This is a genomic window from Pseudomonas sp. IT-P395 (assembly GCF_949767675.1).
Taxonomy (GTDB): domain Bacteria; phylum Pseudomonadota; class Gammaproteobacteria; order Pseudomonadales; family Pseudomonadaceae; genus Aquipseudomonas.
The window spans coordinates 88,623-111,462 of record NZ_CATKPW010000010.1 but is presented as its reverse complement, the minus strand read 5'-3'; the positions used below and the strand labels follow the sequence as shown (position 1 = coordinate 111,462).

Below are 22,840 nucleotides of genomic sequence, written 5' to 3'. Positions count from 1 at the left end.
TGGATCTGTGTTGTGGCTGAGATTTACCCCCCTCACCCCAGCCCTCTCCCCCCAAGGGGGGCGAGGGGGAAAGGGAGCCGATCTTCATGCCTTTCAAGCCTGAGTTCGGCTCGGTATTTCCGGTCGGCGTACCTCGCCCAAACACCGCGGTCAGTCCCCTCTCCCTCCGGGAGAGGGCCAGGGTGAGGGGCTCTTGATCTTGAGTCAGCGGGCAGCAACCGCCTGGGCAGTGGCATCGCTGAAATCGAGGACCTTGCCACCCTGCGCCGAGGCATATTGCTGGGCCTGACCCTTAAGCAGGAACGCGCTCAGGCGCCCCTTGGCATCACTGGCAAACCACGCCTGGTCCGCGAGCAGCTTGATCCCGCTGTCACTGGCCTGCGCATACACCGCCCGAATGTTTTTGCCTTCCTGCTTCAAAGCCGCCAGTGCAGTGAAGGCAGACTCGGCCGAGGCATAGCGGCGGACTTTGTCCTCACCGCGCACCCAGATTTCCGCAACATGGCTGAAGTCGGTGATTGCGTTACCGGTTGCGGCATCCGTAGCCTTCAGCGGCGTCTGCGCGTAGTTGGCCAACTGCGCCGTGTAATCCAGACCCGACGCCTTGAACGCCGCACGAATGTATTGATCGTCAATGAAGGTATTCAGATCGAGCCCGCGATCAGCCTTCTTCAGCAGCTTCAACGTATCGATAGCCGTGCCGACTGCCTGGCGATATTCAAGCTTCCAGCTCAGGTCGCGGGTCTGCACGCCGAGCGGACCGTGAAACAGGTAATTCACTTCGGCATCGACCCCGGTGACTTTGGCGATCAACTCGCTGTACTTCTCAGGCTCGGCGGCGAGCAATTGATTGGCCTCGATGCTCGCACGCAGATACGCGACGACAATCTCTGGATATTTTTTGGCGTAAGCCTGATCCACCAGCGCGCCATGGAATGTCGGCGCATTGGCCTGTGCGCCGTCGTAGATCTTGCGGGCGAAACCACGGCTCGGGAACAGCTCGGCGAACGGCACGAAATCGGCGTGAGCGTCGATCTTGCCGGCCTGCAACGCCGAGCCGGCGACTTCCGGCGGCTGGGCGATGATGTTCACATCCTTGAGCGGATCCCAGCCCTGCGCCGCCACCGCACGCAGCAACATGCCGTGGGCGGTGGAGGCGAACGGCACGGAAATCGTCTTGCCCTTGAGTTCGCTCAGCGCCTGCACGCCCGACGCGCTCGGCACGACGATGCCGTTGCCGCTGCCCTTGATACTGCCCGAGAGCACGCTGATGAACAGGCTGTGTTTGCCGGCGGTTTCGAACGCAACACCGTTGAACGCACCGGGGAAATCAGCCATGGCACCGAAGTCGAGTTTGCCGGCAACCATTTCGTTGGTCAGTGGCGCGCCGCTGGTGAAGTTTTTCCACTGAACGTCGTACTTGGCGTCTTTGTAGGTGCCGTCGTGGGGCAGGTATTTGTCGAGCAGGCCGAGTTCACGAATCAACAGCCCGCCAGCGGCGCAGTTGATGGTGGTGTCCTGGGTGCCGATGGCGATGCGGATGGTTTCGGCCGAGGCCGACACGGTGAACGAAGCCAGTACCAGACCGGCGATTGCTGCACGCAACATGAGTGTTTCCCCTCGAATCATTTATTTGAGTTCGTCTCCGCCACGATCAGGGCGCGGTGGGAAACGAGGGGTTTTCGGTGAATCCAGCGTCCGGGTGTTTCCGGGTAGCTTTTATGTTGTCCAGGCGGGCCTCATCGCTGGCAAGCCAGCTCCCACAGGGATTTTCAGTGGGACACAGATGTCGCTAACAACAGAGGAACCTGTGGGAGCTGGCTTGCCAGCGATGAGGCCCTTTCAATCAACGCAATAAATAGGGGATGTCGACTTTGACGGCACCCGTCGGGCAATCCTTCTCGCACGGCATGCAGTACCAGCATTCATCGAACGCCATGTAGGCCTTTTGCGTCGCCGGATTGATCGCCAGCAAGTCCATCGGGCAGACATCCACGCACACGGTGCAGCCCTTTTCGGCGATGCATTTGTCCTCGTCCACGGTGACGGGGGCGTTGGAGCGGAAGAAGATTTCCTGAGCTTGATAGGCCATGGTTCGGGCTCTCTGGTTATTGATGTATCAAGCGGCGAAAGCGCCGACCCGCAAACGGTCGTAAGCCTGCATTTCCTCGGCATCGAGCGGGATGATGTAAGGCTCGACGGCTTTCTTGAAACTGGTCATCTGGCCGTCCTCGCCCTTCTTCAGGTGGCAATGACAGAACCATTCGCTGTCGTTGCGTTGCGGGTGATCGACGCGATAGTGGTACAGGCCCCAGCGGCTTTCGGCGCGGAACAACGAGGCGCGCGCGGCCATTTCGGCGCAGTCGCGGATCACGCTGGTTTCCATCGCGCGCATCAGTTCGTGGGCGTTGCTGGCCTTCATCTGCTCGAGATCGCGTTCGATGTCGCTGAAGCGCTGCAGGCCGATCTGCATCTTTTTGGTCACTTTCGGCGGTTGCAGGTAGTCGTTGACGAAGCGCCGCAGCTTGTACTCGACCTGCGCTGGCGGCAGACCGTTTTCACGATCCAGCGGTGCGTAGACCCGAGCCTTTTCCTTTTCGATTTGCGCGGCATCCAGCGCGGAAAACTCGCGCCCGGCGACAAAGTCGGCGGCGTTGTGCCCAGCGAACCAGCCATACGTGAACGCGCCGAGCATATAGTTGTGCGGCACAGCGGCCATGTCACCCGCCGAGTACAACCCTTTCACCGAGGTCTCGGCACGCTCGTTGACCCACACCCCAGACGCCGAGTGGCCGCTGCAAAAGCCGATTTCGGAGATGTGCATTTCAACCATTTGCGTGCGGTAATCGGTGCCGCGATTGGCGTGGAACTGGCCACGGCTCGGGCGCTCGTTGCTGTGCAGGATTTCCTCGATGTTCTGGATGGTTTCTTCCGCCAGGTGATCGAGTTTGAGAAACACCGGACCGTTGCCGCTCTCCAGTTCCTGGTGGAACTCCCACATCATCTGCCCGCTCCAGTAGTCGCACTCGATGAAGCGTTCGCCCTTGTTGTTGGCGGTGTAGCCACCCAGCGGACCGGTGACGTAGGCGCAGGCCGGGCCGTTGTAATCCTTGATCAACGGGTTGATCTGGAAGCATTCGAGGTTGGCCAGTTCGGCACCCGCGTGATAGGCCATTGCGTAGCCGTCGCCAGCGTTGGTCGGGTTTTCGTAGGTGCCCATCAAGTAGCCCGACGACGGCAAGCCGAGGCGTCCGGCAGCACCGCAGGCAAGAATCACCGCTTTGGCCTTGATTACGTGGAAATCGGCAGTGCGGCAGTCGAAGCCCATCACACCATTGACGGTGCCCTCCGCGTCGGTCAGCAACCGCGTGCAAACGAGACGATTGGTGATGCTCACCCGCGCACGTTTCAATTGGCGATAGAGGACTTTTTTGATGTCGTGCCCTTCCGGCATCGGCAGCACGTAGGCGCCCATGTGGTGGACTTTTTTCACCGCGTAATCGCCGGTTTCATCCTTCTCGAACTTCACGCCCCAGCGGTCGAGTTGTTCAATGGTTTCGAAGCTGTGCGTTGCATAGGCGTACACCGCCGCCTGATTGACGATGCCGTCGTTGGCGATGGTGATTTCCTTGGTGTACTGCTCCGGTGTCGAGTGGCCGGGAATGATCGCGTTGTTCAGGCCGTCCATGCCCATGCTGATCGCGCCGCTGCGTTTGACGTTGGCCTTGTCGACCAGCAACACGCGCAGGTCGCGGTTCTTTTCCTTGGCTTTGATCGCGGCCATCGGCCCTGCGGTGCCGCCGCCGATGACGACGATGTCGTATTCCTGTTCGAGCACGTTGCGGGTCATGCCTGCTCCCCTTTTTGCCGGTCGATCCGCAGGCGGTACTGAAACGCATCGCCACGGTAATAAAGGTGTTCGAAGTCCAGCGGCTGGCCTTGCGCGTCGTGGGTCAAACGTTCGATGCGCATGATCGGCGAGCCGGCCTCGACGTTCAGCGCCTGGGTCAGGTCGCTGTCGGCCAGCACCGCGTCGATGGCCAGATCGGCGTGGCCGAGGGCAATGCCGCAGTCGTTTTCGAGAATCAGGAAGATGTCGCGGGTGACCAGATCGGCCTTCTCCAGGCGCTCGCCGACGGCTTTGGGCAGGTAGGTGATTTCCAGCGAGATCGGCTCGCGGTTGATCAGCCGTACACGTTTGATCTGCGTGACGATCTCGCCCTCGGCGACTTGCAAACGCTCGGCGACGCGCTTGTCGGCCGGGATGAATTTGAAGCTGCGCAGGCGGTTGATCACCTCGTAGCCACGCCCGGTCATCGACTCGGCGAGGCCTTGCAGGCTGCTGACGTTCTGAAAGGTTTTCGGCTTGGCGACGAAGGTGCCTTTGCCGTGGATCTTGAAGATCAGCCCTTCCTTTTGCAGATCGCCGAGCGCCTGGCGCACGGTGATGCGGCTGACTTTGAACAGCGCGCCGAGTTCGCTTTCGGAGGGCATCTGGCTGTCTTGCGGGTATTCGCCGTCGAGAATGCGCGCACGGAGAACGTCGCGCAGCTGGGTGTGCAGCGGGACACTTGATAAGGAGAGCGGGCTAAGAGAGAGAACGTTATCGGTCATCGCGGGATCACTTGTTATAACGAGTTATGACGTGATCTTAGAGTTGTTATGACAAGGTTAGAAATATTGTTTGGGCATAACCTTAGATTCGGTGTTGAAAATCAAAAGATCGCAGCCTTCGGCAGCTCCTACAGGGGATCGCGGTCTCATGTAGGAGCTGCCGAAGGCTGCGATCTTTTGATCTTAACGTTTGAGGATCTGGTCCATGACCCAGTCGGTCTTGAGCGCTTGTTCGGCGACTGCAGGGTGTTGTGAATCACCACGAATATGCGCATTCATGCCCAATACGTGATGCCACTGGATGTTTTCGTGATGAGGGATGTCCAGGCTGACGACTTCATCCGCATGCAACTGCACAGAATGCTCATCAAACACCGAAAAACCGATCCGCCCCAGGCTGCCGATGATCTCGACCCGATCCTCACGTCGATCCGCAACAAAGCTCCAGCAACCCATGCCCAGCGCCCCGGAGGCGAACCGCCAACTGGCGCTGACCGCATCCTCTGCCGCGTACAACCCGGCCTGACGCGCGGTGAATCCGGCGACCTCGACAATGTCGCCAAGCAGATACTGGAACAGGTCAAAGCCATGACTGGCCAGATCGGCAAAGTAACCGCCACCGGCCACCGCCGGATCCGTGCGCCAATTGTCGCGACCGTCCAGATCCACCGGCGAAGGTGCCTTGGTCAGCGTCCAGCTCAAGTGCCGAACCTCACCGATGCGCCCCTCCGCCAACCATTGCCGCACCTGCGCAAAACGCGGCAACGAACGGCGATAGTAGGACACAAACAAGTGCAATCCGGCCTCGGCAAACACCTGCTGCATCTCGCGACTTTGTCCGGCATTCAGCGCCATCGGTTTTTCCACGCAGCAATGTTTGCCGGCGGCGGCGACTTTCAGGCTGTAGGCGTGGTGGCTGTCGGGTGGCGTGGCGATGTACACCGCGTCCACCTCGGGATCGTTGATCAGCGCATCGACGTCGGTGTAGACCCGCGCGATGCCGTGGCGCGCGGCGTAATCGGTCACCGCTTCGAGGCGTCGGCCCATCACCGCCACCAGCGCCGAACCGGGCGCTTTGTAGAAGGCTGGCCCGCTCTTGCGTTCAGCGACGCTGCCACAACCGATCATGCCCCAGCGCACCACGTTCATGTCTATTCCTTTAGCCGATGCGCAAGGCGCGCAGATCGAGGTGACCGTCCTTCAGCGGCGGGCACCAGTAGTAGCCGCCAGTGATCGGCCGGCTGATGCGATACAGACCATCGGTGATGCCGTCTTCCAGACCACTCATACGGCGCAGTTGCGCTTCGAAGGCATCCAGCGAGAAGCCAAAAGCAAGGAACATCAGCCCGGCGCGATCACCTTCGATCCACGGCATCGAACGACGCACGACGAACGCTTCCGGGGCGAAGCTTTCCTGCGCAGTGCGTTTGACGTGGGCGGAGACCGGGGCGTCGTCGATCTCTTCGTTGTCGCTGAGGCGACGGCCCATGATGTTGTCTTTGTCGTCGGCGGACAGCTTGTGGAAACCCTTGAGGTCGTGCTGCCACTGCTGGATCGCGGCGAAGCTGCCACCGACCATACCGTCAGCGCCTGCGCTTTGCAGGGCGGCGGCGATGGCCGCTTCGTCGTGCGGGTTTTCGGTGCCGTCTTCGTAACCGGTGAGGTCGTGGCCGTCCTTGTGGCGGAAGGCTTCCTGCATCTCGACCAGACGCAGGGCCGGGGCCAGTGCGGCTTCGAGGGCGTTGCAGCGGTTGAGCAGTTCACCACGGTCGACGCCGTGCAGCCAGACCCACAGTGCGTGCTGGGTCGACGGGTTTTCGACGCCAACGCCAGTCATGGCCGGGAAGCTGCGCAGGCCGTCGATCTGCACGTTGAGGGCCTTGGCCAGGGATTCGCCGAAACCGACCACCGCCGACTGGCCGTCTACCTGATTGATCAGGTTGTCGATCGCCTGCGGCAGCGCTTCCACCGACTCAAGGGCGAAAAACAGATGACGTGCTTGCGCAGGAACTGGGGTGGCGAGAATGCCCGGCTGGTAGTAACTCATGTGAACTCCTTGGGAAAGTGCGCGGGAGTTTACCTGTGACCGGAAGGTTTGTGGGGGTTTGGACGCAAGTCAAAAGCCCCTCACCCTAGCCCTCTCCCAGAGGGAGAGGGAACTGATTCGGGGATATTAAAGATCTACACCGACTTGAACGTACATCGGTGAATCCATAATCGACACAGATCTTTCAGGTCGATGCATGTCTCAAGACACTACGGTCGGCGCCCTCTCCCTCCGGGAGAGGGCTGGGGTGAGGGAATGATCGAGGTGAGACAGCGAAATGAGCGTGCATCGGTGAATCCATAATCGACGCGATCCTTCAAGTCGATGTAACTCGCAAGACACCTCGGTCGGCTCCCTCTCCCTCCGGGAGAGGGCTGGGGTGAGGGAATGATCGAGGTGAGACACCGAAATGAGCGTGCATCGGTGAATCCATAATCGACGCGATCCTTCAGGTCGATGTAACTCGCAAGACACCTCGGTCGGCCCCCTCTCCCTCTGGGAGAGGGCTGGGGTGAGGGAATGATCGAGGTGAGACACCGAAATGAGCGCGCATCGGTGAATCCATAATCGACGCGATCCTTCAGGTCGATGTAACTCGCAAGACACCTCGGTCGGCCCCCTCTCCCTCCGGGAGAGGGCTGGGGTGAGGGTTGGCGTCATTACGCCAGGCGCTAGGGCTCAGCCCCGTCCAACGCTTGAACGCTCGGCGAAAACTGCGCACATCGCTGTAGCCCACCTCTTCGGTAATCCGCTCGATCGGCATATCAGGATTGGCCAGCAAACTCAGGGTCCGCGCCTGCCGCACCTGCTCCAGCAAAGCCTCGAACGTCAGCGCATGCTCAGTCAACCGCCGGCGCAAGGTGCGGCTGCTCATATTCAAATCACCAGCAATCTTTTCAATGTGACTGCCACTACTCAGATCCCGCGCAATCGCCCGTTCCACAGCCTGAATCAGATCAAGCTTCTGATGCACCTGCGCCGCTTCCAGCTCCAGCAATGCCACCGCCTGACGCAACGCCAGCGAATGATGATTGGGCAGATTCACATCCAGCCATTGCCCATCGATCAGCATGCGATTGTGCAGGCAACCGAAGCGCACCTCCGGCCCCAGCAGGCGGTGGTATTCGCTCAGATAATCCGGCGCGGCGTGCACGAACTCCACGGCAATCGCCTTGAACTCAGCCCCTGCCAGCGCGCGGCCGTACACCAGCAGACTGGCGAAAAACTCCTCGACTGCGAACACCTGCACATCAGCGAACGGCAAGCGGCATTCAGCATCGAGATGCACCTGGCCACCGACCACATCGACGCTCGACACCACGATGCCGCCCGAGGTGTGCTGATGCCGAATGCCCAACGCAAAAGCATCACGCAAGGTCTTGCACAGCGACAGCACATGCCCGAGCAGGCCCAACGTGCCGAGCACGTTCTGCGCCCCGACCCACAGGCCCAAGCCCTGATTAGGCAGCACTTTAAGTGCGCGCTGAATCATCGCCACGGCTTGGCGATAGGAAATCCGCTGCGCCGGATCCTGCAGGTCTTCAAGGGTAAAACCCAGCCCACGGCACAGGCTCTGGGAATCGATGCCCCTGTTCTGCACGACTTCGGCGAGGGTGTGCAGGAGGAACGGCGAGACCAGCGCCAGTTCGAAGGTCGGGTCTTGGACTTTTACGTTCATGGGGGCTGACATTCCGGATCACGCTTGATTGTTATTTTTGTAACCGGTTGTGTCGATGGAAGTTAGCACAAGGTTTACGGACTGTCCGCAGATGCCCCCCTCATTGTCCGCCAATACCCTGCCCCAACGTACGCCAAACGCTTATTTCTAGCGTACCGGCGCTGCGAGCGACCGGTACCAGGTCCCAATCACAATAATAATGAGGACAGTCATGAGCCAGAACCGTGCAACATCCTTCTTGCCGCTCGCCCTTTTCATCGCGGGTTGCACCCTGACGTTGCCCGCCCTTGCCACCGAAACCGGGGTCGACAACATCGGCACTGGCACCGACGGCTTTTTTATGCTGCCGCTGGAAGTGGATAGCCTTCCGGAGAACATGGTCGCGTTCAACCTCTACTACAACCATTACAAATCGCGAAAGCTCAACATCAGCTCGTTCGGCGGCAAGGTGCCGAATGTCGAAATCGAATCCACCGCGGTGATTCCGCGCCTCGATTATCTAAGCCCGGTGCGGATATTCGGCGGGCGCCTGGCCGGTTACATCGCCCAGCCCTGGTTGAAGCAGGAAGTCTCGGTGTTCGGTTTGAGCGACACCCGCGAAGGCATGGGCGATACCACCTTCGCACCGATCATTCTGTGGGACATGGGCAAAAACCTGACCCTCGGCGCCGCCGTGGAGATCACCGTGCCCACCGGCGAATACAGCGTCGATCGACTGGCCAACACCAGCAACAATTTCTACACCTACAAGCCGCTGTTCTCGTTCACCTGGCTGCCGACTGAACGCACCGAGGTCTCGATGAAGACCACCTACAGCTTCAACGAGAAGAACAAAGACACTGACTACAAGTCCGGGCAGATCTTCCACTTCGATTACTCGGCCAGCTACAAGATCACCGACGACCTGATGCTCGGCGTCAACGGCTACTTCCTCAAGCAAACCACCGACGACAAACAGTTCGGCCACACCGTGCAGTTTGCCGGGCAGGACGTTGATGATGGCGTACGTGGCAAGGTGTTCGCGATTGGCCCGGCGCTGCACTTCACCTTTCTCAAGTACGCCAGCGCGGAGATTCGATGGGCCAAGGAATTTGATGTGGAGAACCGGCCCGAAGGTGAAATGCTTTGGGCGAAAGTCAGCATCCCCTATGCGTTCTGAGTGCATTTGTAGGAAAACGCACCTGGATTTGTAGCCTGAGAACCTGAAAAACGCATGGGTGGAATACGCCTACAGCGGCGGTCGAGATTACAAGACAACAGGGGGAAACGTCTGGCAGATTTAAAGGGTGCGCTTGCAGATACTGGGCTCCGTTATCCCATGGTTGCTCAAGGGCTCATGGGGTGCATCGTCAGCCAGTGACGACAATGGGCCATGTCCCCCCTTAAACTGCCGAGATTGATCACGGAGATCACTATGAGCATATTACTTTCCCCGTTTTACTCTGACTTCGAATCCGAAGAAGAGGCCGAGAGCTACGATCGCTGGTTTCGTGCAGAGGTACAGCATGCACTCGATGATCCTAGTCCTGGTATTCCCCATGATGAGGCTATGGCGATGCTGGAAGAGATGCGCAGGAAGCGCCGCTCTGCTGCTTGAATGGAGCAGCAAGTCCTCGCGTCAACTGGCTGACATCTTCAAATACATCGAGCAACACAACACCAACGCTTCAATTTCGCTAAGACACAAGGTTGGTGCGGCAGCACAACAGCTTTCATCAATACCTTACGGTTACCGACCTGGCCGAGTGCCTGGTACTCGCGAGATGGTGATTCATCCGAATTATCTGCTGGTCTATCGAGTGAATGGGCGCATCAGAATACTGGGGGGTGCTTCACGCCCGGCAAAAATACCCTTCAACTTCATCGACATAAAAAAAGGGCGGCCCACCGGCCGCCCAAACGTACTACACGAGAGTCTTTTACAGCGTCAGTTGCCCACGCTCCTCTTCGGTCAACTGCTGTTTCGCCTGTTCATCCAGCGCCCCGGCGCCCAACACCTGCACCGGGCTGTTCGGGTTGTAACCCGGGGCCGGTGCACGGCTTGCGCCATCGCGAGACGGCGCGAGCTGTTCGCTGCCGAAGCTCAACACTTGCACGGTAAACACCGACGCCTGATTCTGCCGCGCCGCCGCTTGCTGCTGACGAGCGACGTCCTCCGCCGCTTGCGTCGCCGACGATGCCGCCGAACTGGCCGAAGTAATCGCCCCGGTATTCACCGCCGACACCACCGGCACACCCGTCGCCTTGCCCTGCACCGAAATGTTCGCGGCGTTGACCACCGTCAGCGCGGCGATGTTGACGTTGCCCGACACGCGGATCCCCGCTTCGCCGGCATCGATGGTGCCCAGCGGCGCGATCAGGTCGATGTCGCCCGGCGCCACTTCGGCGATCGGGTTGAGCGTGGCGATACCCGCGCCGGTGCTCGGCACCGACGGCGACAGTGTGACGTTGCCCCAAGTGTCGTAAACGCGTTTCGGCGGGGTGTAGACCACGGTGGTTTTCGAACCGCGACCGGCGTTGATGTCGCCCTCGGCCGACCAGCCGAGAATCGAGCCGCCGAACGTGGTCATGATCCGGCTCTGGCCGAGCAAAATGCTGCCCTGCGAATAGAGCTGAATGTTGCCCGAACCCTGAGTGATGATCCCTGCGGTGGACGGTGGCGCCGCGCCTTCGATACCGAACACCTGACCGCCGCCCGGGGTGAGCATCTGGATGTCGCCGCCGAACAGGGTCTTGACCCCTGCTCCGCCGTACAGCGTGATGTCGCCGTCGTAACGGATCGGATTGCCCGCCACATCAGTGGTCGGGAACAGCGCGGCAATGGCGTTGCGACCGCGTAGATAACTGCCTTTACGCGGGCCATCGACATCGTTGTACTCCAGGCCGCCGGCGCGCAGCTCGGCGAAGTACACCTGCCGCGCGAAGATCGCCTGCTCGGTGGCCGGCAACGCCGCGTAGAAGGCCTGTGCCTGTTCGTCACTGCCGTTAAATCCATAGCCGAGGGTCAGCCAGCTCTGCAGTTCGTCGAGGTAGGTCCTGGCCACTTTGCCCGGTTGCGCACTCAACGACTGGTCAGGGTTGGCGAGGTTCTGGCGATTCAGATAATGCGCGATAAAGCGTGAGTAATCAGGCCCTTGCGCGCCCACACCCGCCTGCATGACCACGCTGGCACCAGGGCGGTTGTCACCCGCCACTACCGGCCCGATGCTGGTAATACTGGCGCGGTCCTCCATCAGGATATTGCGCCCGGCATTGATGTCGAGAACGCCGGGACCGGCGATGTCGAAGCTGCTGTAGAGAATGTCGCGGCCCGCGGATACCCGCGAAATATCTCGCGGATCGTTATGCACGAACAGGTTGCCAGTCGACGCAATGCTTTCGCTACTCGGCGAGCCCATTTCGGCGTTGGGCACGATCGTTGGCTGGCCGAGGAATGTACCGGACGCAACGATGTCGCGCCCGGCCAGCATCGACACCGGGGCCGCCGCTTCGTACCAGGTGCGTCTGGACAGGTTGAACGTCAGCGTTTCACCGCTGCGCACGCCCACCAGATCACCGGTCAGGGCATAGAAACGTGCCGGTGCCTGCACATCACTCAACCCCGAGTAACTGTTGGGCCCAAAGGCAAACAGCGGATAGCGCACATTCTTGTCCGCTGAAACACCGTCACTGTTCAGATTCGTCATGATTGGCGTCGCCGACGTACTGCTGCCGTAGCCATTGAATGCGGGAGCGAACGGCGTGGCGATGGCCAGTGGACTGGCGCCCGACTGGTTGATCGCATAGCCGCCGGCATAGATCGAATCCTGCGCCAGCAACTCCAGTTGCCCTGCATTCGACGGCGCCAGCAGCAATGAATAACTCGTTGCCGGCACTACGCCGCTGCCTTGGCTGTACACCGCTGACGGCCCGGCATAGATCGAGCCTTGCGCAGCCACTGCGCGCAAGATCGACGGATAGACAAAGCGCCCGTCGGTCGGCGAGGTATTACGCGCAGTCACGGGACCTTGCCCGGTGGTTTCGCCCAGTTGGGTGCTCGGCGTCAGATTGCCGCCCGCTGAAAACAGGTCGATCGCGGTGTGATCGGTCCACAACGAGAAGCCGCTCAAGCCGCCGCCGTCGTGTACGACGCCGTCATCGGTGGTAAACGGCGTAGAGTTCTGCAAGCGTACCCGGCCCGGGTCCGCCGCCCCACCCAGCACCAGATCGCCACGGGTATTCAAGCTCATGGCCGAGTCGCCCGGGATCAACACCAGGCCGCCGGAAGCGCTGCCCAGCGTGGCCGTAAACGGATCGTACGGGCGGACTTCACGAACATCCTGAACGGGAGCGGCAGCGCCATACTGAAGATTGATACCACCCAGCGCCCCCCCGGTCAGTTGTGCGGCACCGCGCAGGTTGATCAACGCACCTTGCAGATCATGTTGCGCAACACCGACGCCATTTTGTCCCGCCCGGGCCTGCAGCGATGGGTTGACCGAGCCACCGACACGGATGTCCATGTCACCGCCGCCGGTCAATTGCAGAGTACCGTCGCTGCCCACACGTCCGGTGCTGCCGACTGCCACGATCAAGCCCTGCCCACGAGGATAAAGGTTGCTGTTGCCACTGCCGCCCATGGCCTTGAGCATGCCGGCGTCAGCACCGGCGCGCAGGCTGATGTTGCCGCCACCCAACGTCCCGAAACCGGTGAACCCCACCAGGAAGGGGCCAGTGTCGACGCTTTGATCCGGCAACGGCTGAGTCGCGTAGCTGCCGAAGTTGATCCACCACGCCGTCGGCACATCGCTGCTGCCGGTGCCCTGACGCCAGAGCCAATTGCCCACGGCCACACTCGGCACCTGTTCCGGGGTATCCATGTTTTGCGAGTACCCGCGGCGACCCAGCACATCGCCGGAAATCGAACCGCCGGCATTGATCGTCAGGTTGCCACCCATTTGCGGGTACCAGGCCTGATACAGGCTGTCATTGCCACTGACCCATTTTTCGTAATCGCTGCCGCCACTGCCCAGCACCGAGCCGTTATCCGACAGGCGTCCGCGCGGCTGGTTGTACAGCGGATCGACGTCCTGCGACTGCGTGCCGGCGGTGTACACGCCGAACGGTGAATCCATGCTCAGATCGCCCGCGGCGAGCACGTCCAGATCGCCGGTGCCGGTGCGCAACACGCTGAACATTTGCGTGCGGGTTTTGACGGTGATGCCCGGTTTGTTTTCCACGCACAGTTCCGGGAACGCACCGCACCAGGCCGCCACGTCATCGTCGCTCATCGGGGAGCCGGCAGGCATGCCCAGCCAGTTGTCCGGCGCCCACGCCCAACGCGGCGCCGGCACGCAAGAGTTCGGCGCCCAGTCACACCAGTCTTTCAGGTCGTCAGGCACTGGCTCACCGGGAGTAAAACCACCCAGGTTGCCGTCGCCCCAGACCAGCGTCGGCGGTTTTTCCGTCACCTTCAAGCCGTAGTGGGTGTCGGCCAGACGCAAGTGCCCATCGCTGGAAAGCGGCTTGATCGCGCGGCTGTCCGCCGCACTCAGATCCGCACCCGCCACCACGCGCATCGACCACGACGCACTGCCGGCCGGCAACATGCTTGCGACTGCCCAGTTGCGCCCCTGTTGCGTGCCGCTCAACGGTCGCAACTCAATGAACGCGGTGCCGTCGGCCAACACGACATCAGTCATCGACTGGATCAGCGAGCCACGCAACAGAGCAAGCGAACCGCTCAGGCGCACGCCCTTGATCGCGTTGGTGCCGGCCTCGACGTTGCCTGGCAACGGCACGCCTTTGGGCCAGCGCACGGCGCCGATCGCCGTCACGTTGTTCAAGCGGATGCCCGCGCCAAGGCGACTGCCCACCGGCAAGGTCACGCTGTCGGCAAGCAACGTACCGGCGGCGTACAACAACTGGCCCGTCGCATCGTGTACCGCAGCGGCCAGCACTGTGCCTGCGCCCAAGGTATACGGTCCGGCCAGGGTCGCCTCGGTGGGCAACAGGGTCCCGGCGGGCAGCGTCGCGGCTTGCAGCGGCACGTCGTAGTTCAACGTGACACCGGCCGGGAACAGCGTGCCTTCGGCCAGGGTCACGCCCGCCGTCGGCACGATCAGGTCGCCACCAAACGGCTGGATGCCCGGCAAGAGTTTCCAGCCGGCATCGTCGACGGTTTCCGGCGGCGGCGCGAAGCCGTCGTTGAGGCTGCCATGAATATCGAGGTTGCCGCCGGCTCGCATCACCAGACTGCCCGCCTCGCCCGAACCGTACACAGCGGTTTTCTGCGTATGCGGATTGAGGCTGGCATAGCGGTAGCCGGACAAGTCCACATCGCCCTGCACCACCAGATCGCCGTCGGCGGTTTTGCTGGCGATTTCCACGCCCGGCCGTAAATGGAACGCATCGGCGTAGGTGGCATTGTTCAGCCCCGCCAGCTTGTTCTGCAGCAGGTTGCGGTTGTCCAGCGCCGCGTCGATGAACGCACTGCTGTCAGCATGGATGCGGTCGAAGTAGGCCTGATCGATCACCTGATACGGCCGTCCGCTGGCCGCCGGGTCGACGCCGTCGGTGGCATCGGTATAACGCCGCGTGGCATTAAGGCCAATCGACCGTGCGCCCTGAATGCTCAGCGCACCGCTGGCATCTATGGCGATGTCATCGGCACCGAGGCGCGGCGCGTTCAACTCCAGCGTGCCGCGCAACAGCCCGTCGGACTGCCCGGGCAAGGTGCCGCGCACGGCGTCGGTGCCATGACGCAGATCGATCCGCGCACCGGCGCCAAGGGTCAACAGACCCGCAGCGGAATTGAGCTCAACCGTCGCCCGGTTCGGCGCGTCGATAATCTTGCCGTAGCTATCGACCCGCAGCACACGACCATGGGCGTCGAGCACGGCGTTGCCGGCCAGGGTCAGGCCGTTTTGCGCCGACAGGCGAATGTTGCCGACCCGCTCGCCGCTGGCATCGATCAAACCCGCGACGGTCAGGCTGCCGTTGTCCACTGATACGTTCACTTCGCCAGCCTTGAGTCCGTCGCCAATCAGCAGATCACCCTGCTTGAGTTGCAAGCTGCGACTGCCGAAGACCTGACCGGCATTCAAGCGCTGGTTGAGGGCGGCAAACTGCTGACTGGCATCACCGTTCAGGTGCTGGGCGCGGATGTCCACGCCGGCGGATTTGTACGGCACCCACGTGCCGCCGGCATCGTAATGGCCGCTGCTGGTTCCGAGGATCTGGCCTTGCAGATCAACCATGCCCGCATCGCTGGCCAGCGCGACGGCACTGAGGGTGCCGGCCTGATTGTTCTGCGCCGAGAGGTCGATGCGCGAACCGGCGGCCTGACGAATATTGCCGTGGCTGCTGTACAGCGCCACATCGCCGCCCCAGCTGTACTTGCTGACATCATTGAACGGCAAAGTGCGGCCGGCCATGTCCACAGACGCGCCATCGGCGAGGGTCAGATCGCCCTCGGATTTCACCAGCAGTTTGCCGCTGGCCAGGGTGATGCGGCTGTCCAGCGCGATGCTGCGGGCATCGAGCGTCAGTTCCGCGCCCAAGGCATTGGCGGCCGCTGGCGTGCCGGCGCCGGTGAGCGTCAGGTTGTTGCCGGCCTTGAGCAGGTTTATCGAAGCGGCCTCGCCCGTCAGCAGCGGCGTGCGCAGGTTGAGATTGCCGCCGCTGTAGACATAGCCCTTGAGTGGATCGTAAGCGCCCTGTTCCTGGTACACCGCCAGGCTGCCCTTGTGATTGGCGGTGATGCGCTCACTGGCGCTGAGGTTGACGTTGGCAAAACCCAGCGCCAGCCGATTGTTCTGCTCCAGACCGCTGGCCTGCGGATTGGGGCCGTAACCGAACTCGATGCGCTGCGCCTGAATATCGAGGGTGCCGCGGCCCGTGCCGGCGCCGCCAGTGATGACGGCGCCGGGATCCTGGCTGGCGCCGTTCCAGATCAGATTGGCGGTGCGAATGGACGCCACGTCAGCGCTTTCACCTAAGCCGTAAATGGCTGGCGTGGTGAATATCAGGTTCTGCAATTTACTCACGCCCGTCTGCGCGTCCAGCGTATCGAGGCTGACGTTGCCGTAAAAGTTGAACGCATCGCGGCTGGTCAGGCTCAAGGTTTCCAGCGCGGGCGCACCTAACTGCGTATCGCCGCGCAACAGGCGATCGAGCACACTCTGGTTCAGCGTCAGACCGGTCGGCACGCGGTTGCCGGCAGCGCTCAAGGCTTCGGCGCTGCCAGCGTTGACGGCGCCGACAGCCAGGGCCAGATGGCGGGTGCCGAAGCGTACCGACTCATCGAGTTCAAACTGCTTGTCGGTGGCGGCGGTAATGCTGCCGTTGGAATAGAGCAGCGTCGGGTTGGTGCAGACGGTCGTCGGGCACTTGCCAATGCGAATGTCGCCCGCACCGGAAGTACCGTCCGCTACCGCTGGCGCCAGGACGTTGGTCCAACCGTTCGACACCATCAGCAGCGCGGCCGCCCCCGGCTGGTAGATGAAACCACTGCTGGAGTCGTACGGCGCGTTGCCACGGCCCAGGGTGTTGATCCCCGAACCGGCTTCGAGGGTAATGCCACCATCGCTGCGGGCGGTGCGCAACAGCACCTCGGGCGCCGACAACATCGCCCCCTCGCGCAGGGTGATCGACGTCGTGTAGCCAGTGAACGAAATGATATTGCCCGCGCCGCTGTAATCGATCAGCGGTTGCGCGCCGAGGGTCAGGCGCCCGGCATTCAGACCGTTGAGGCTGTCGGCATACAGCGACACGCCAGTGAAACCGTCGGTGCGCGAATGCCCGGCACCGAGAATTTCAAAGTCCATTGCCCCGCGTACCGTGGCCGTTCCGACCACCCCGCCGGCGGCCGGGGCGAATAACGCGCGGCCGTTGAAATCCAGGGCAACGTCCTGCTCGGCGCCTGGCATCAAATACAGATTCAGCGATTTGCCATCCATCGGGGCCAAGGCCCGGGGCACGCCACGCCGTGTCGCGTCACTCTGGATGAACTGGCTGAAACCGGTCTCGTTGTACTGCGAATAACGGCGCAGAACATCCGCAGACGTCAGAATGACCTGGCTGGGCAGGCTGTTACGCAGCCCGGTGTTGGCAATCGACATCTGCCCCGAACGGGTCCACGAACCATTGCGCATCTGCAACGCGTCGTTGCTGACGCCTGCTGTGGCCTGACCATTGACTTCGACCCGGAACGCCCCGGGCAGCAAGGCAAAGGTCGAGGGCAGTAACGTGTAGGTGCCCGCCGCCAGACCCGGCACGCCGGCACCGAGGGTAATCTGCTGGCCGATGCGCGGATCGACCGCCCCGGCCTCGGCGAGCATCGGCGCGTAGGCACTCTGATTGCCCGGCACGATGGCGTACACCGGATTGCTGGCAAGGCCCGGCAGGCTGAAGGTGCCGTCATTGGCGTTGCGCACCAGCGGGTTGTAGCGGGCATCGGTGGAACCGCCGCGCCCGGAGACAAACCCGGCGCCGCGCAGATCACCGCCACCGGACAGATCGATCAGCGCGCCGCCCTGCACATCGACGTAGCGCGAGGTCAGCGTCACGCCGGCGGTATCCGCACTGATGCCCTTGAGCTGAACGGATTTGCCAGCGTAGCGATAGTCGATGCCGTCGGTGGTTCCGCCATACGGCATGACCAACCCCGCGGCGCTGACCGAAGTCACGCTGCCTGGCAGCAAATGCAGCTCGCGGGTATTGACCACCGTCTCACCGCCAAGGCTGATCATGCCCAGCGGTGCGCGGATCACCCCGCCTTGTTCAATGCGCCCGGCCGCCAGTGTCAGGTTGCCAAACACCGAATACGGCAACGCGGCCGGTGCGGCCCCGCTGCTGCTGATGCGCAAGGTGCGAGCCGGATCGGCACCGGGGATCACACTTTGGTAGCCCACCCGCACCTCGGCGGTGACATCGCTGGCAGGATAGATCTGCGCGGCACGCAGGTTGAGGTCGCCCGGTGTCCACAGTTCGGTTTTCTCGACATAACCGGTCGGCGCCAGAAAGCGCAGGTCACCACGACTGTGCAGGGAGACCTGATCAAAGCCACGACGCGTCACCTGCAAATCCGCACCCGTGAGCTGGACAATATTGCCCGCGGTACCGAACGACAGGCTGTTGCTCAGGTCCAGTTGATCCGCACTGGCGTTGAATTGCCCCGTCGACACACGCGTAGTCGGCGTGTTCATCACCCGTGGCCGAAGGTTGCCCGGCGCCTCAAAATACTTGCCCGTCCCCGACAGGCGCAGGTAGGGCGCAGACAGGTCGATACGCGCATTGTCTTGCGCGCCTTCGGCCAGCGAAATCGCGCCGGCATACAGGCTCAGGCTTTGCTGCATGTGCAGATTGACGTCACCGTCGAACGACAGCAGGCCGTTGCTCAGCACACTCAGATTATCGAACCCGCCAGCCATCAACTGGTCGGCACTCAGGCGGGCACGCCCGTATTGCAACGCGGGCGCCGCTTCACCCGGTTGCACATCGGCCGGCAACAGGGCGTCAGCGGTTTGCTGGCTGATGATGATTTCGCGCGGCACGCGCACCTCATTGCTGGCATCACTGCGCAGATAACTCGGCGTCTCCAGAGCGATCTCCAGGCGCCCACCCGCCGCGCCGACGCCACCGGCCGCCGCGCGCAGGTCGCCGTCGATGAACAGGCCGTTATAGGAACTCAAGGAAATTCGCCCGCCGTCCGTAGCGACCGCCGTCGGCCCCTGCCCGGCGATATCCAGCAGCGCCTGCGCACCGGAAGCGTCAAACCGCGCGCCATTGCGCACGACGACATAGGCATCGGCCGCCGTCGCGGTGGCCTTCTTCGCGTCGGTTTCACCGCCAATGATGATGCTGCCGCCCTTGCCCACCAGCCCATATACCCGGCCCAGCGCATCCACGCCCGTGGCAGCGCGCCCGGCGACATCGAGCACGGCGTGGTCGCCGATCCAGATCGAGCGGTTGTGGGCATTTTTGTCGGCGACTTGCGAGGCCTCGGCGACATTCATCGAGCCGAACTGCTGCTGGCGAATGTCGATGATGCCGCCCCAGGCGTGCAACTCACCGTCGACGGTAATCTGTCCGGCGCCGCGCACGTTGATGCTTTGCCCCGGGTCGACACTGATGCGCGAGCCCTGGCCAAGGGTCAACGCATTACGCGCAGGATCGCTCAACGCCACCTCGCTGGAACCGGCCTGCAAGCTCAGGCTGGCACCCGCGCGTTGCGTCAGTTGCGCCTTGGCCGGATTGTCCTGATAGAGCGTCGGCGTCCACAGTTCCAACGCCTGTTGCGGGGCGACACCGCTGGCCTGACTGGCTGCCGCGTCAGCAAACCGGTAAACCGGCATCAGCACGTCGATCAGCGTGTTGTCCGCAACGTCGAGGCGGTTGAGCCCGATCAGGTTGTAGGCCGAAAAGCCTTTGTCGAACAGATCCGCTTGCAGCTGCAAGGTATTGTCGGTGAGGGCTTTGTCGGTCTGGCCGATCAGCAAGTTGCCGGCCTGAATCAACAGGCTGCCGCCGCCCGTCACACCATAGCCACGCAACTGGCCAGCGAGGCGCAGATGACTGTCACCCGGCGCTGACAACGCACTGGACTCCAGCGTCATGTCGCCGCCCTTGCCCCCCCGAGTCTTGCCGTTGGCCAGGAGCGCGCCGCCGGAGGACACGTCGAGCAGGCTGCCGGTGCCGATTTCGATGTCGCCGCTGCTGCGGATCGAAATGACGCCACCGTCCAGATACGCAAGACTGCTCGCGTCATCCGGGTCAGTGCGCAAGTTGCTCCACAGCCCCCGGGTGTCCAGTTGCACCTTTTCCGCCACGCGAACACCCGTGGTCGTGCCCGCAGGCGCAACGATGCGGGTATCGGTGACACGGTCGGTATTGAGCTGGTTGAGCACGTTGCCCACATGCAGGCTGCCGCCCCGTGCAATCAGGTCGGCGTTGACCTGCACCTGCGGCGCGTAGAGGGTGATATCGCCACCGTTGCCGACCGTCACGGCGCCGTCCACGTCGATGCGCTCTTTGGCGGCGACTTTCAGTGCGCCCAGTTGCCAGTCACTCAGTTGTGCAGCATCGAGAAACAGCTTGCCATTGCGCGCCTCGGACACCGCGCCGGTCAGGCCCGCGTCATTGTCGCCGTGCGGACGCTCAATGCCGATCTGCACCTGATCGAGCAACGGATTGAGGCCATAGAGCACGCCACCCGCCGCCGCGACGTAGGCGGCATCGTAACCACCGACGATCAACTGCCCGCGCCGCGCGAGTGCGGTCTGACGCTGCGCGTAGCCATCGAGCACGGCACGCGGCGCCTGAGTCTGGCGCTCGCCCTGATAAACCTCCCCCAGCAGTTGCCCGTCGAGCCGCGCGTTACGGGTCCCGATCACCAATTGCCCGGCATCGCGACCCACGGTGTAGCCAGCCTCCAGGCGCTTGGTCGGTGCGATCAGCGGGTTGTAGTAATAGCTCGTCTGACCCCAGCGTTCGCTGCTGTCTTCATAACCGTTGTATAGACCGCTGTAGAGCAGATCGCCCGGCGCCTTGGACAATTCGTAGAGATGCCCGTCAGCCCCGCGCAACCAACTCTGGCGAATCTCGCCACTTTGCACATCGAGCGTGCCGCCAGACAGGTTGATCAACGAGCCCTTCTCGGTCACCACGTCATTGCCGGCGAAATTTACCGTCCCGCCCTGGGCCATCCATTCACCGATGCTGTGCCCTTGGGTGCCAAGGTAACCACCGACTTCGAGCAACCCCCCTGCCGTGTACCAGCGATCCGTGGCGTAACCGTTGGTGCCGGCGGGCACGTAGACCAGCTCACGCACGTCAACCCAGACGTCGTTGCTGTTCAGCGCACCTTTGTCGCGGTTGCCCGAAGCGTCGCGCTGTTCGTTGCCCTGCACATTGATCTTGATGCTGTTGGATTCCATCGCGACTTTCACGCCGATGGCGCCGGAAACGTCGATCAGCGCACCGTCGCGCACCAGGCTGCGACGCTGCGCGGCCACCGCGATTTGTCCGCCCGTGGCCAGGGTAATCGAACCGTTCTGGAACTCGACGCTGCCCCCACTCTGGATGTCGATGCGCGACTGGTCACTGCGAATCGAATTGGTCGGGGTAACGGCGGTCAATGCGGACTGATGCTGGCTGTCGAGGGCCGTGAGGTCACTGCTGTCGAGCATGATCGCCGTGGCGCTGCCCTGCCCCAGCGTCACGCTGCCTTGGGTGTCCGTCGCCGGGTTGAGCAGATGAATCGTGCCGCGCGTGGCGACCGATGTGCTGGCGAGTAATACGCCGTTTTGCACGACCTCATGGCCGGTCAGGGTGATGTCGCCGGTCGCGGCCTGAATCAGACCGTTGTTGCTGACCTTGCCGGCAACGCTGGCGGCTTCGAAGCCCGGCGTGACTTCGTTGCCGAACGTCGTGGAGAAGCCGTTGCCTTCGGTGCCCGCACCCTTGCGAATGTAAAAGCGATCCCCCGCCCCCAGCACGGTCTGGCCCTTGGCGGTGTTGATGCTGCCGTCGTTCTGCACTTCGCTGCCCAACAGCAAGGCATAACCGCCGGCGTCGGTGGACTTCGCCGGTCGTGCGGTTTCGATGGACGCCCCGCGCTCCACCAGCACTTTGCCCGCCGCGTCGGTGAACGTCGGCTGGCTGGCGCTGCTGTCGAAATACAGGCCGCGATCACGGAACTGGATATCGGTGATGTTGGCGGCGGCTGCCACCAGGTTGCGCACGTTGACCTGACTGGTGCCGCTGAAGACGATGCCGTTGCGGTTGATCAGCATCACCGTGCCGTCGCCCTTGATCTGCCCCTGAATCTGACTGGCCCGTGCACTCGGATCGTTGACCCGGTTGAGCACCGCCCAATTCGCTTGCTGGGCAAATTCAACGCTGGTGTTACGCCCGACGTTGAAGGTTTCCCAGTTGAGAATGGCTTTGTCGGCGGTCTGCTCGATCTTCACCGTGGTCTTGCCGTCGGCCTGAGTCTGTTGCGGGCCTTTGGCGTTCTGCCAGCCTTGGGTAAGGCTGTTGTCGACCTTCAGCCCCCCCTCGGCCAAACCGTCCGGAACAAACTGCACCGAACCCAATGCTGTCGCGCGTCCGGCCGCTTGCGCCGCTTGCTGTGCAGCAATCGCGGCGACGGTGTTGTTCAAGGTCTGAATCGACCGCTGCAGCTGTTGGTTGGCCTTCTGCTGTTGCGCCAGCGGCGGCGTCATCCCCGGCAAACCGCCGGTGCCGGGCCGTGCAGCGCTCGCCTGCTGCGCCGCGCCCTTGGCGGCAAACCATCCCGAACTGAAAGCAGTGGCCGCCTCGGCGCTGCCCGCCACCAGACACAAGGCAATCGCCTGCGCCAACGGCTTGAGCAGCCACAGCGCCGGATCGACGACAAGACGCTGTTGAGGCTGAACACGGGTACTGCGACGGGATGGGCGAGCGAGCATCACTACGAGATCCTTTTGAGTTGCCACACGAGGCCGCAGGTCGGGTGGACCCTGCTGTTATGACGTAGG

At 62.3% G+C, this 22,840-nt stretch carries 10 protein-coding genes and 1 pseudogene; 3 read left to right on the top strand and 8 right to left on the bottom strand.

All coding sequences use genetic code 11. The annotated features are described in order from the left end of the window. Nucleotides 1–204: 204 nt before the first annotated feature. The 7 genes from ACM6IN_RS08510 to ACM6IN_RS08480 all read right to left on the bottom strand — a co-directional run bounded on the left by ACM6IN_RS08510 (nt 205) and on the right by ACM6IN_RS08480 (nt 8,339). Entirely contained in the window at nt 205–1,629 is a 1,425-nt protein-coding gene (locus tag ACM6IN_RS08510) for an ABC transporter substrate-binding protein (protein WP_414915783.1), read from the bottom strand. A 217-nt stretch (nt 1,630–1,846) separates the two neighbouring features. Continuing rightward, the gene (locus tag ACM6IN_RS08505) at nt 1,847–2,092 is read right to left on the bottom strand and encodes a ferredoxin family protein (protein ID WP_003225615.1); all 246 of its coding nucleotides are present in this window, start codon (nt 2,090–2,092) and stop codon (nt 1,847–1,849) included. A 27-nt stretch (nt 2,093–2,119) separates the two neighbouring features. Next, nucleotides 2,120–3,850 (bottom strand): fumarate reductase/succinate dehydrogenase flavoprotein subunit, encoded by a 1,731-nt coding sequence (locus ACM6IN_RS08500; protein WP_414915782.1) that lies wholly within the window; start codon nt 3,848–3,850, stop codon nt 2,120–2,122. Further along, entirely contained in the window at nt 3,847–4,614 is a 768-nt protein-coding gene (locus ACM6IN_RS08495) for a GntR family transcriptional regulator (protein WP_007918183.1), read from the bottom strand. Before ACM6IN_RS08495 ends, ACM6IN_RS08500 begins: the two co-directional genes overlap by 4 nt. Before the next feature lie 183 nt (nt 4,615–4,797). After that, complete coding sequence (locus ACM6IN_RS08490) at nt 4,798–5,763, bottom strand: Gfo/Idh/MocA family protein (RefSeq protein WP_414915781.1); 966 nt, start codon at nt 5,761–5,763, stop codon at nt 4,798–4,800. A gap of 10 nt (nt 5,764–5,773) precedes the next feature. After that, on the bottom strand, nt 5,774–6,661 hold the full coding sequence (locus tag ACM6IN_RS08485) for a Dyp-type peroxidase (RefSeq protein WP_095113410.1): 888 nt from the start codon (nt 6,659–6,661) through the stop codon (nt 5,774–5,776). A gap of 580 nt (nt 6,662–7,241) precedes the next feature. Next, a complete protein-coding gene (locus ACM6IN_RS08480) occupies nt 7,242–8,339 on the bottom strand; it encodes an AraC family transcriptional regulator (RefSeq protein ID WP_414915780.1) in 1,098 nt (365 codons plus the stop codon). Nucleotides 8,340–8,550: 211 nt separating this feature from the next. On the opposite strand from ACM6IN_RS08480, the gene ACM6IN_RS08475 reads away from it, so the two are divergent. The 3 genes and pseudogenes from ACM6IN_RS08475 to ACM6IN_RS08465 all read left to right on the top strand — a co-directional run bounded on the left by ACM6IN_RS08475 (nt 8,551) and on the right by ACM6IN_RS08465 (nt 10,211). Then, on the top strand, nt 8,551–9,498 hold the full coding sequence (locus tag ACM6IN_RS08475) for a transporter (protein WP_414915779.1): 948 nt from the start codon (nt 8,551–8,553) through the stop codon (nt 9,496–9,498). Nucleotides 9,499–9,753: 255 nt separating this feature from the next. Then, nucleotides 9,754–9,936 carry a stability determinant gene (locus ACM6IN_RS08470; RefSeq protein WP_414915778.1) on the top strand — a complete coding sequence of 61 codons (183 nt, stop codon included), beginning with the start codon at nt 9,754–9,756 and terminating at the stop codon, nt 9,934–9,936. Beyond that, nucleotides 9,881–10,211, top strand: a pseudogene (locus tag ACM6IN_RS08465) (type II toxin-antitoxin system RelE/ParE family toxin). The gene ACM6IN_RS08470 and the pseudogene ACM6IN_RS08465 overlap by 56 nt, the downstream one beginning before the upstream one ends. Nucleotides 10,212–10,258: 47 nt before the next feature. On the opposite strand, the gene ACM6IN_RS08460 reads toward ACM6IN_RS08465, so the two are convergent. Next, nucleotides 10,259–22,771 carry a filamentous haemagglutinin family protein gene (locus ACM6IN_RS08460; protein ID WP_414915777.1) on the bottom strand — a complete coding sequence of 4,171 codons (12,513 nt, stop codon included), beginning with the start codon at nt 22,769–22,771 and terminating at the stop codon, nt 10,259–10,261. Nucleotides 22,772–22,840: the final 69 nt, after the last annotated feature.

Coding starts and splice junctions, on each gene's coding strand:
- ACM6IN_RS08510 (WP_414915783.1), bottom strand. CDS start 1,629: ATGATTCGAGGGGAAACACTCATGTTGCGTGCAGCAATCGCCGGTCTG.
- ACM6IN_RS08505 (WP_003225615.1), bottom strand. CDS start 2,092: ATGGCCTATCAAGCTCAGGAAATCTTCTTCCGCTCCAACGCCCCCGTC.
- ACM6IN_RS08500 (WP_414915782.1), bottom strand. CDS start 3,850: ATGACCCGCAACGTGCTCGAACAGGAATACGACATCGTCGTCATCGGC.
- ACM6IN_RS08495 (WP_007918183.1), bottom strand. CDS start 4,614: ATGACCGATAACGTTCTCTCTCTTAGCCCGCTCTCCTTATCAAGTGTC.
- ACM6IN_RS08490 (WP_414915781.1), bottom strand. CDS start 5,763: ATGAACGTGGTGCGCTGGGGCATGATCGGTTGTGGCAGCGTCGCTGAA.
- ACM6IN_RS08485 (WP_095113410.1), bottom strand. CDS start 6,661: ATGAGTTACTACCAGCCGGGCATTCTCGCCACCCCAGTTCCTGCGCAA.
- ACM6IN_RS08480 (WP_414915780.1), bottom strand. CDS start 8,339: ATGAACGTAAAAGTCCAAGACCCGACCTTCGAACTGGCGCTGGTCTCG.
- ACM6IN_RS08475 (WP_414915779.1), top strand. CDS start 8,551: ATGAGCCAGAACCGTGCAACATCCTTCTTGCCGCTCGCCCTTTTCATC.
- ACM6IN_RS08470 (WP_414915778.1), top strand. CDS start 9,754: ATGAGCATATTACTTTCCCCGTTTTACTCTGACTTCGAATCCGAAGAA.
- ACM6IN_RS08460 (WP_414915777.1), bottom strand. CDS start 22,771: ATGCTCGCTCGCCCATCCCGTCGCAGTACCCGTGTTCAGCCTCAACAG.